Below are 275 nucleotides of genomic sequence, written 5' to 3'. Positions count from 1 at the left end.
GCGATGGAAACCATAGGTCTGAACCAGTAGAAGACAGTTTATCCCCCATTATAGCAGTTATTATCCTACCATCTATGATTCTTCTAGCTGCTGACGCACCTCATTGATAGATAACCCCAATGCTACAGAAATTTGCTGTACTGTTAATCCGATATTGTCTAATTGAGCAATAGCTGCTAAACGTGCTTGACGTTCTTTTTGTGCTTCCAATTGAGCCTGCTGTGCTTCCAATTGAGCCTGCTGTGCTTCCAATTGAGCCTGCTGTGCTTCCAATT

1 pseudogene is annotated in these 275 nt (G+C 42.9%); it reads right to left on the bottom strand.

The annotated features are described in order from the left end of the window. Positions 1 to 72: 72 nt before the first annotated feature. Positions 73 to 275 (bottom strand): annotated as a pseudogene (locus P5674_RS26315) (Uma2 family endonuclease); the annotation flags it as partial.

The sequence above is a fragment of the Limnospira sp. PMC 289.06 genome, from assembly GCF_032350395.1.
GTDB classification, from domain to species: Bacteria; Cyanobacteriota; Cyanobacteriia; order Cyanobacteriales; family Microcoleaceae; genus Limnospira; species Limnospira platensis.
This window is presented reverse-complemented; position numbering and strand designations above follow the sequence as displayed.